This window comes from Flavobacterium sp. GNP010 (assembly GCF_056428945.1).
This window is the reverse complement of sequence record NZ_JBWJVK010000019.1, coordinates 64596-72626: the sequence shown is the minus strand read 5'-3', so window position 1 is coordinate 72626 and position 8031 is coordinate 64596. Positions and strand designations below refer to the sequence as shown.

Below are 8031 nucleotides of genomic sequence, written 5' to 3'. Positions count from 1 at the left end.
CGCCTACTACAATTTCATTAGGATTAGTAGGATTTAAAAGGATTCTACTAATATGATGGCTGTCTTGCAACCCCATATTTTGCCACGTTTTCCCTTTATCTTCTGATTTTAAAATCCCGATTCCCGCATACGAAGAACGCGAAGAATTTACCTCACCTGTTCCTACCCAAATCGTACCCGTTTTCCAGTCTACTGCGATATCACCTATATTTTGTGTAGGCGCCGTATCCATAACAGCTGAAAAACTCATTCCGTTATTATTGGTATACCATAGTCCTCCCGAAGCATATCCTACATAAAATTCAGTTGGATTCTCTGGGTTTACAGCTACATCAACCACGCGTCCACTCATTACTGTTGGACCCACATTTTCGAGTGTAACCTTTTGAAATAGCGATTGATTTTTTAATTGTTTTTTAGTTTCCAAACTTTGTTGCAGAGTTGCAGTGGAAACCTGCGCCCAAGAGACGGTTTGTATGATTAGAGCGGCTAAGAGTATTGGTTTTTTCATAAGAAGCAATTTTGAAGTGGAAATTTAAGGATAAAAACACGTATCCAAAAATTTTATACCCGAATTAACACCCGTTCCTTTCAAAGTTAGTATTTTTGAATAATCATTACTATTTATGATAATTGTATGATATCAATACTATTTATCACTAAAAACTAGCTTGAAGATTGCATTTTACAACAAAAAAATAAAAATTACCACACATGAAATACCATCAAATTGACCGAAATGTATTTATAAAAAACAGAGCCAAATTCATGGCGCAAATGAAACCAAATAGCGTTGCTGTTTTTAACTCTAATGATATTTATCCCGTATCGGCAGACAGTACATTGCCATTTGCACAGCACCGCGACATCTTTTACTTAAGTGGGGCAGATCAAGAAGAAAGCATTTTATTGCTATTTCCAGATGCACCTTATGAGCATCAACGAGAAATGATTTTCTTGAAAGAAACCAACGAACACATTGCCATTTGGGAAGGTGAAAAATTGACTAAAGAACGCGCCTACGAGGTAACAGGAATTAAAACGGTTTACTGGCTTCAAGATTTCGAGAAAGTGTTATTCGAAATGATGACGCATTGTGATACTATTTACATCAATACTAATGAGCATTACAGAGCCATTGTAGAAACTGAAACTCGTGAAGCCCGTTTTGTAAAATGGTGGAAAGACAAATATCCAGCACATGCAGTCGCCAAAAGTAACCCGATATTGCAACGCCTTCGTTCGGTAAAAGAAACCGAAGAGTTGGACTTAATTCAAAAAGCCTGCAACATCACCGAACTTGGTTTTAGACGCATATTACCTTTTGTAAAACCGAACGTAACCGAATATGAAATCGAAGCTGAATTGATTCATGAATTCATTCGCAATCGCTCTCGAGGTTTTGCTTACACGCCAATTATCGCATCAGGAAATAATGCCAACGTGCTGCATTATATTGAAAACAACCAACAATGCAAAGCTGGTGATTTAATTTTGCTAGATGTTGCCGCTGAATATGCTAATTATTCCAGTGATATGTCGCGTACAATTCCGGTTTCAGGCCGCTACACTAAGAGACAAAAAGAAGTTTACAATGCCGTGCTGAATGTCAAAAACGAAGCTACAAAAATGCTGACTTCAGGCACACTCTGGAAACAATATCATATCGAAGTGGGGAAATTAATGACTTCAGAACTGCTCGGTTTGGGTCTTATTGACAAAGCCGATGTGCAAAATGAAAACCCCGATTGGCCTGCTTATAAAAAATATTTCATGCACGGGACATCGCACCACATGGGATTGGACACGCACGATTACGGCATCCTAACTGAACCTATGAAAGCCAATATGGTATTCACAGTTGAGCCCGGAATTTATATTCCTGCCGAAGGATTCGGGATTCGTCTAGAAGATAATATTATTGTTCAAGAAAGCGGCGAACCATTCAACATGATGCGCAACATTCCTATCGAAGTAGACGAAATCGAAGAATTAATGAACGCATAATAAATGTTATATATCCATAACAAGCAGTCTAGCGCAATCTAGGCTGCTTTTTTTTTGGGAGCAGAATACTATATTTTCAAAACCACAATCAGTCCTGCTGTCCGTTATATTCCCGATCAAAAAAACTGCGCCTAAAAAGCCTTGTTTTTTTAAAATCGGGAGATACCACTGCCATCAGGGCTAAAAAGTGCGCACAGTTTTCAAAAGAACATAAATGTTAAAACAATTCTAAAGCTGTAACTTTATAATCACGCATCATACTTATTTGAAACAACAACTATTTTTTAAAGTATATTCAATAAGTAATTTCAACCACTAAGGAATTAAGAAAAATTAAGTTCTAATTCTTAATGAATCTTAATTCCTTAATGGTAAAAACATTTAAAATACTAACTTAAAACGTACAAATCATGCAAGCACACGAAATAGACTACCACATTTACGGCGAGGAAATGCAATATGTAGAAATAGAACTGGACCCACAAGAAATTGTAATTGCCGAAGCGGGAAGTTTTATGATGATGGATAATAACATCCAAATGGAAACCATTTTTGGCGATGGTTCCGGACAGGAAAACGGATTGTTCGGTAAACTTTTAAGCGCCGGTAAAAGGGTGTTGACTGGCGAAAGTCTTTTTATGACGGCGTTCATCAATCAAAATAACACTAAAAGTAAAGTTTCATTCGCATCGCCTTATCCAGGAAAAATTATTCCAATAGATTTGACACAATTTGGAGGAAAATTCATTTGTCAGAAAGATTCTTTCCTTTGCGCTGCCAAAGGTGTATCCGTAGGGATCGAGTTCTCTAAAAAACTAGGAACTGGGTTATTTGGTGGGGAAGGTTTCATCATGCAAAAAATAGAAGGTGACGGAATGGCGTTTGTACACACCGGAGGAACGTTAGCCAAAAAAGAATTAGCAGCGGGCGAGATCCTAAAAGTCGATACTGGCTGTATTGTAGGTTTCACCAAAGACGTTGATTATGACATTGAATTTATTGGCGGAATCAAGAATTCCATTTTTGGTGGCGAAGGTTTATTTTACGCCACACTTCGCGGTCCGGGAACAGTATATATTCAATCGTTACCTTTCAGTCGACTTGCCGACAGAATCATCGCATCTGCACCAAGAGCTGGCGGAAACAGTCGTGACGAAGGAAGTTTATTAGGCGGATTAGGAAGTTTACTCAATGGAGACAGACGATTTTAAGTTTAATAAACGGCTTTAAGAAATTATTTATTTAAACATATAAGTCATTTAAGCAAATTGAAGTAATCCTTGTATAAATTTAAATGACTTACGTGTTTAAATTAACATATATAATAATTCTGTTCAAAAATTCTCATTCTTTATACGTATTTTTTAGTATAATTTGCCACAACAAATCTTTAAACTTATATGACTTATATGTTTCAAAAAATTTAAATCCTTAATTTTGCGAAAAACTTAATTTCCCATTTTGAAACAGATTCTCTTTAAAAACACTAACATCTCCTATTCCGATACCGGAAAAGGAACCGCTATTGTCTTGCTTCATGGTTTCTTGGAAAACAAAGGCATGTGGGATTTTTACATTCCTGAATTTGCTAAAAAAAACCGTGTAATCACTATTGATTTATTGGGACATGGCGAGACGGAATGTTTGAGTTACGTGCAAACCATGGAAGATAATGCCGATGCAGTCCACGCTGTTTTATCAGAATTGCGCATTCGGAAAGCCATTTTTGTTGGGCATTCTATGGGCGGTTATGTCGCTTTGGCTTTTGCCGAATTATATCCAGACACGATAAAAGGATTAGTCTTATTAAACTCGACCGCAAAAGCCGATAGCGCTGAACGAAAAATCAATCGGGACCGAGCGATTAAAGCCGTAAAGCAATCTTTCGTCAATTTTATTTCACTTTCTATAGCTAATTTATTCAGTGAATCGAATCGAGAAAGACTTTCGTCAGAAATTGAAAAAGTAAAAAAAGAAGCTATAAAAACACCGCTTCAAGGAATTGTTGCCTCTCTCGAAGGAATGAAAATTAGACCCGACAGAGACGTACTCTTACATCTTACCCCTTATCCAAAATTATTGATTCTAGGTGAAAAAGATCCTGTTTTAAATTACGAAGAAACCAAAGAACAAATTGAAAACACCTCGGTAAAATTAGTGACTTTCCCGGACGGACACATGAGCCACATTGAAAACCAAGACCAGTTATTGATTGTATTATTGGCTTTTTTCAAAAGCATTTAGAGCATTCCTGATTTCAAATAGCCTTTTTCCACCAATTCGCTTTTGTCTTTTAAATGGTGCATTTTTCCTTCTTTCATCAACGCCAATTTTGTGGAGACTTTAATCACATTTTCATAATTATGATCCGTTATAATAATTCCTTTTACACGGGACATGGCAGTGATTAATTCATTTATTTTTTCAATCATGATAGGTGACAAACCATTATAAGGCTCGTCTAGCAAAACAAATTTTGACGAATTGTTCAGGATTAATTTAATTTCTAAATACCGTAATTCTCCGCCGGACAAATGCTTTATTTTTTTGTTCAACATCGATTGAATCATTTCATCGGCATAAAAATCCTGTAGCTTCTCTTTGGCAATAGCCAACTGAATGGTCTTTAGTATCGAAAATGAATTTGGTATAAAATTATCCTGAGGCAAATAACTGATTTCATTTAGTAAATCGCTGGTTTTTGATTTCACGACGCCATCCACCCGAACAAATTTAAAATCGGCTGCAACAATTCCGAAAATGATTTTCAATACCGTCGATTTTCCAGAACCATTTCGTCCTAGAATGCCAATAATATCAGCAGTTTCACATTTCAAATACACATCGGAAACTATGCTTTTCCCATCATACTGTTTTTGAACACTGTCTACTTCTAAAACACTCTTTGTCATACGAATTTGAGAACTACATTAATGACTAAAATCAGGACCATCGAAAAAACAATATTCATTATAAAACCATACACAAACAACTGCACTTTAGAAATTCCGTTATTATAATAAAACAGGTATTCATTTTTAGCATTCATCTGTTTTATCAATAGGCTAATGAAGAAACCAAAAAAAATTAATACATACTTAAAAGTTTCAAATCCACCAAAAATCCATGCCAAAGCACTTACTGACACGTTAATCGTCAAAGTACTTTTATAAAACTCGAAGATGTTAGCAAATTTTCTGATTGGGATTTTTGTTTAAATTATTTTCTCTTCAAAAGGAATGCTTTCATTCAAAATTTCGCTTAATAAAAGAACCATTTGTTCTAAATAATTACTCAAAATTTCTTCATTTATAATTGAATTTACTTCTTTGTCTTCTTTAAAATTAAATGGAAGAAAACCTGCTTTTAAATTCTTAAAAGAAATAATTCCGGCTTCAATTGGTTTTCCTTTTGCTTCAAGCTCATACATATATGCATACGCAAGCACCTGAATGATTTTATCGCTTTTAATATCTTCCGTTAATCGATTCCAGGATTTCAGAGTAACGCTTGCTTTTTCTACTTTTCCCGTTTTGTAATCGATAATTCGAATGACTCCGTTGCGCTCTTCAATACGATCGACATTTCCTTTTATCAATACCGGAAACGGCAAATTAGGATGATGTAATGATCGTTCGAAAGTTTGTTCCAAAGCAATTATTTTTATTGCATCACCGTTTTTAATACTTTCTAATTCTACTTTTAAGAAATTAGAAACATTCCGTTTAGCTACTTCAAACGCCAATAAATTTCGGCCTTTTTTTATTTCACCTTCTTTGTAAACTAATTTGAATTGTTTTAAAACCTCAGCGTCTATTTGTTTGAAACAATTTAAAATAGCACTTTCAGAAATAAATTTACCAATAAATGGCTCGTACAAAACTTTTAGAGTTTCGTGAATAATGGTTCCCAAAGTATTCAAGGCTATATTCTCCTCTACTTCTTCCACTTCGCTGATGCGTAATATTTTCTGGAAATAAAACTGAATCGGATTCCTAATATAACTTGTCAAAGCCGATGGAGAAAATCCTTTTTCGGCGATTTCTTTCAATCGAACCATTACGCTTTCCGATTTTGGAACTACCATCGGTTGATAGGCTGTTTCTGGTAAAACAGCGTTATAGATTTCATGCGAAAGTGTATGATTTTTTTGCTTTTCGACTTCTAACTGAGTTAAAAATCGGCTTTTTTCACCTGCATCCAAACCTTCACTTTCGGTATTATACAACAAATAAATATTTTTAGCGCGCTGCAGCAAATGATAAAAATGATACGTATAGATCGCATCTTTTTCTTTAAATGTTGGCAAACCTAACTCGCGTTTCACATCATACGGAATAAATGAATTCTGAGATTTGCCGGCAGGAAATTTCCCCTCGTTCATCGAGGTGACAATAACGGTGTCAAAATCCAAAACACGACTTTCTAAAACACCCATAATCTGTAAACCATTCAACGGTTCTCCTTCAAAAGATACTTCAGCTAAATCTATTACTTGTTTGTAAATGGCATAAAGTGTTTCTATTTTATCGATATGAGTGTGTTTCGAATAATAATTAGTCAATTTATTGATGACTTTGAAAATGGCAAAAACAAAAGCCTTCGTGATTTTCTCTTCTTCGTTATCGTTGCTTAAATTTTCTTTTATGGTTTGCAATAATTTTGAAATGGTCTCTAATACCGGAATCGAACCCTTTTCCCATTTTTGGAATAATAGAAGAAATAATTCGCTCGGAATTGCATTCAATTCCATCAATTTATGATGCGTGATAAAAGTATAATTATTCTGATTTATGGTATGGACCAGCGCGCTAGTTTTTGCATATGGTTCCACCAAAGGATGCGTCAAAATATCTAAAACATCTTTGTAATACAATACATAACTTTTGGCATTTCTGGACAACGCATTCGTGTGCATTTTGAATAATTTGGCAATCAAAATCTGGGCTGGATTATTCTTACTGGAATATCCCATAGTAATATTTAGAGCTCCAACGCTAGCGGGTAGCGAATATAGAAGTGGAACCAACATATTCTCGTCACCTAGTACCACAGCTACTTTATCCAACTTCCCATCAGTGCCGAGTCTTCGGGATTCATTGATAACATTTTCAATAATACTTCCAGCTATTTTAGCCTGACCTATTGTTTTGGGTGTACCAATTACTTGAATATTTTTTGATTGTGAAAAATCGTCTACAATCCATTCAAAGGGATTTGATTTGTAATGCTTCCAGTTTTCTTTAAATCGCCGTACAAACAAACCTGCATCATGATACGGATCGTTAAGAAACGTTTGATCTACATCCCAATAAATTTTTGCTTGATCAGTAACAATAAGGTGTTGAATGATTTTTTCTTCGGCTGCATTTAAGGCATTAAAGCCAGCAAACACAAATTTTTTCTCTTGTACCGAACTCGAAAAATGATTTAAATTATTAACTGCTTCCCGATAAATCAAACCTTGATACCCGATTCCTTTATTGAATAAATGAGCATACAAAGATTTATAATAATTGGGTAGCAACTTCCAAAAATCAATGTATTTTTCTAATAAAGGAGTTTTATTTTCGATTTCAATTCCCCATTTTTTGATGTCTTCAATATCATTCAGATAGGAAAGCACGTGAGAAGGATCTAATAAATAGCGGTCAATTTCATTAAAATCCTGAAGCAATGTTTTGGCCCAATTGGCAAACAACTCAAAGGATTGTTGATTACCTTTTTCAGTATTTGACAAGTACACTTCATAAAATTCAAAGAGCAACTCAATAGGGTCTATTGTCCTAATTGCTGCAATATTTTGAACAAAGTCTTCAATACTTAAAATTTCAGGAGAAAGGATATTACTTGTTACTTGTTTTTTTAACGCTTCAATTAAGAATATCTTAGCGCGTTTGTTTGGTAAAACAACAATCGTATTATACAGGTTGTCAGCATAACTTTCTGTTAAAACAGAAGCGATCTTATCAAGAAAAGATGAATTTATCATTTCATAAAAATAAAAAAAACGCCCCGATAAAT

At 34.9% G+C, this 8031-nt stretch carries 6 protein-coding genes; 3 read left to right on the top strand and 3 right to left on the bottom strand.

Going from position 1 to position 8031, the window contains the following annotated elements; translation table 11 throughout:
• On the bottom strand, window positions 1–511 hold a 511-nt coding region (locus AC061C_RS09855), incomplete at its 3' end, for a WD40/YVTN/BNR-like repeat-containing protein (RefSeq protein WP_478291028.1).
• Window positions 512–714: 203 nt separating this feature from the next.
• Between AC061C_RS09855 and AC061C_RS09850 the strand changes: the two genes are divergently transcribed.
• The 3 genes from AC061C_RS09850 (at window position 715) to AC061C_RS09840 (ending at window position 4251) form a co-directional block, all read left to right on the top strand.
• Window positions 715–2007 (top strand): aminopeptidase P family protein, encoded by a 1293-nt coding sequence (locus AC061C_RS09850; RefSeq protein WP_478291027.1) that lies wholly within the window; start codon window positions 715–717, stop codon window positions 2005–2007.
• Window positions 2008–2417: 410 nt separating this feature from the next.
• Window positions 2418–3218, top strand: a complete 801-nt coding sequence (locus tag AC061C_RS09845) for a TIGR00266 family protein (protein WP_478291026.1) — start codon at window positions 2418–2420, stop codon at window positions 3216–3218.
• A 250-nt stretch (window positions 3219–3468) separates the two neighbouring features.
• Complete coding sequence (locus tag AC061C_RS09840) at window positions 3469–4251, top strand: alpha/beta fold hydrolase (protein WP_478291025.1); 783 nt, start codon at window positions 3469–3471, stop codon at window positions 4249–4251.
• On the opposite strand, the gene AC061C_RS09835 is transcribed toward AC061C_RS09840, so the two are convergent.
• Both AC061C_RS09835 and AC061C_RS09830 read right to left on the bottom strand, forming a co-directional pair.
• The gene (locus AC061C_RS09835; protein WP_478291024.1) at window positions 4248–4919 is read right to left on the bottom strand and encodes an ATP-binding cassette domain-containing protein; all 672 of its coding nucleotides are present in this window, start codon (window positions 4917–4919) and stop codon (window positions 4248–4250) included. The genes AC061C_RS09840 and AC061C_RS09835 overlap by 4 nt on opposite strands.
• A gap of 302 nt (window positions 4920–5221) precedes the next feature.
• Complete coding sequence (locus tag AC061C_RS09830) at window positions 5222–7999, bottom strand: PD-(D/E)XK nuclease family protein (protein ID WP_478291023.1); 2778 nt, start codon at window positions 7997–7999, stop codon at window positions 5222–5224.
• Between the last annotated feature and the right edge of the window lie 32 nt (window positions 8000–8031).

Coding starts and splice junctions, on each gene's coding strand:
- AC061C_RS09835 (WP_478291024.1), bottom strand. CDS start 4,919: ATGACAAAGAGTGTTTTAGAAGTAGACAGTGTTCAAAAACAGTATGAT.
- AC061C_RS09850 (WP_478291027.1), top strand. CDS start 715: ATGAAATACCATCAAATTGACCGAAATGTATTTATAAAAAACAGAGCC.
- AC061C_RS09830 (WP_478291023.1), bottom strand. CDS start 7,999: ATGATAAATTCATCTTTTCTTGATAAGATCGCTTCTGTTTTAACAGAA.
- AC061C_RS09845 (WP_478291026.1), top strand. CDS start 2,418: ATGCAAGCACACGAAATAGACTACCACATTTACGGCGAGGAAATGCAA.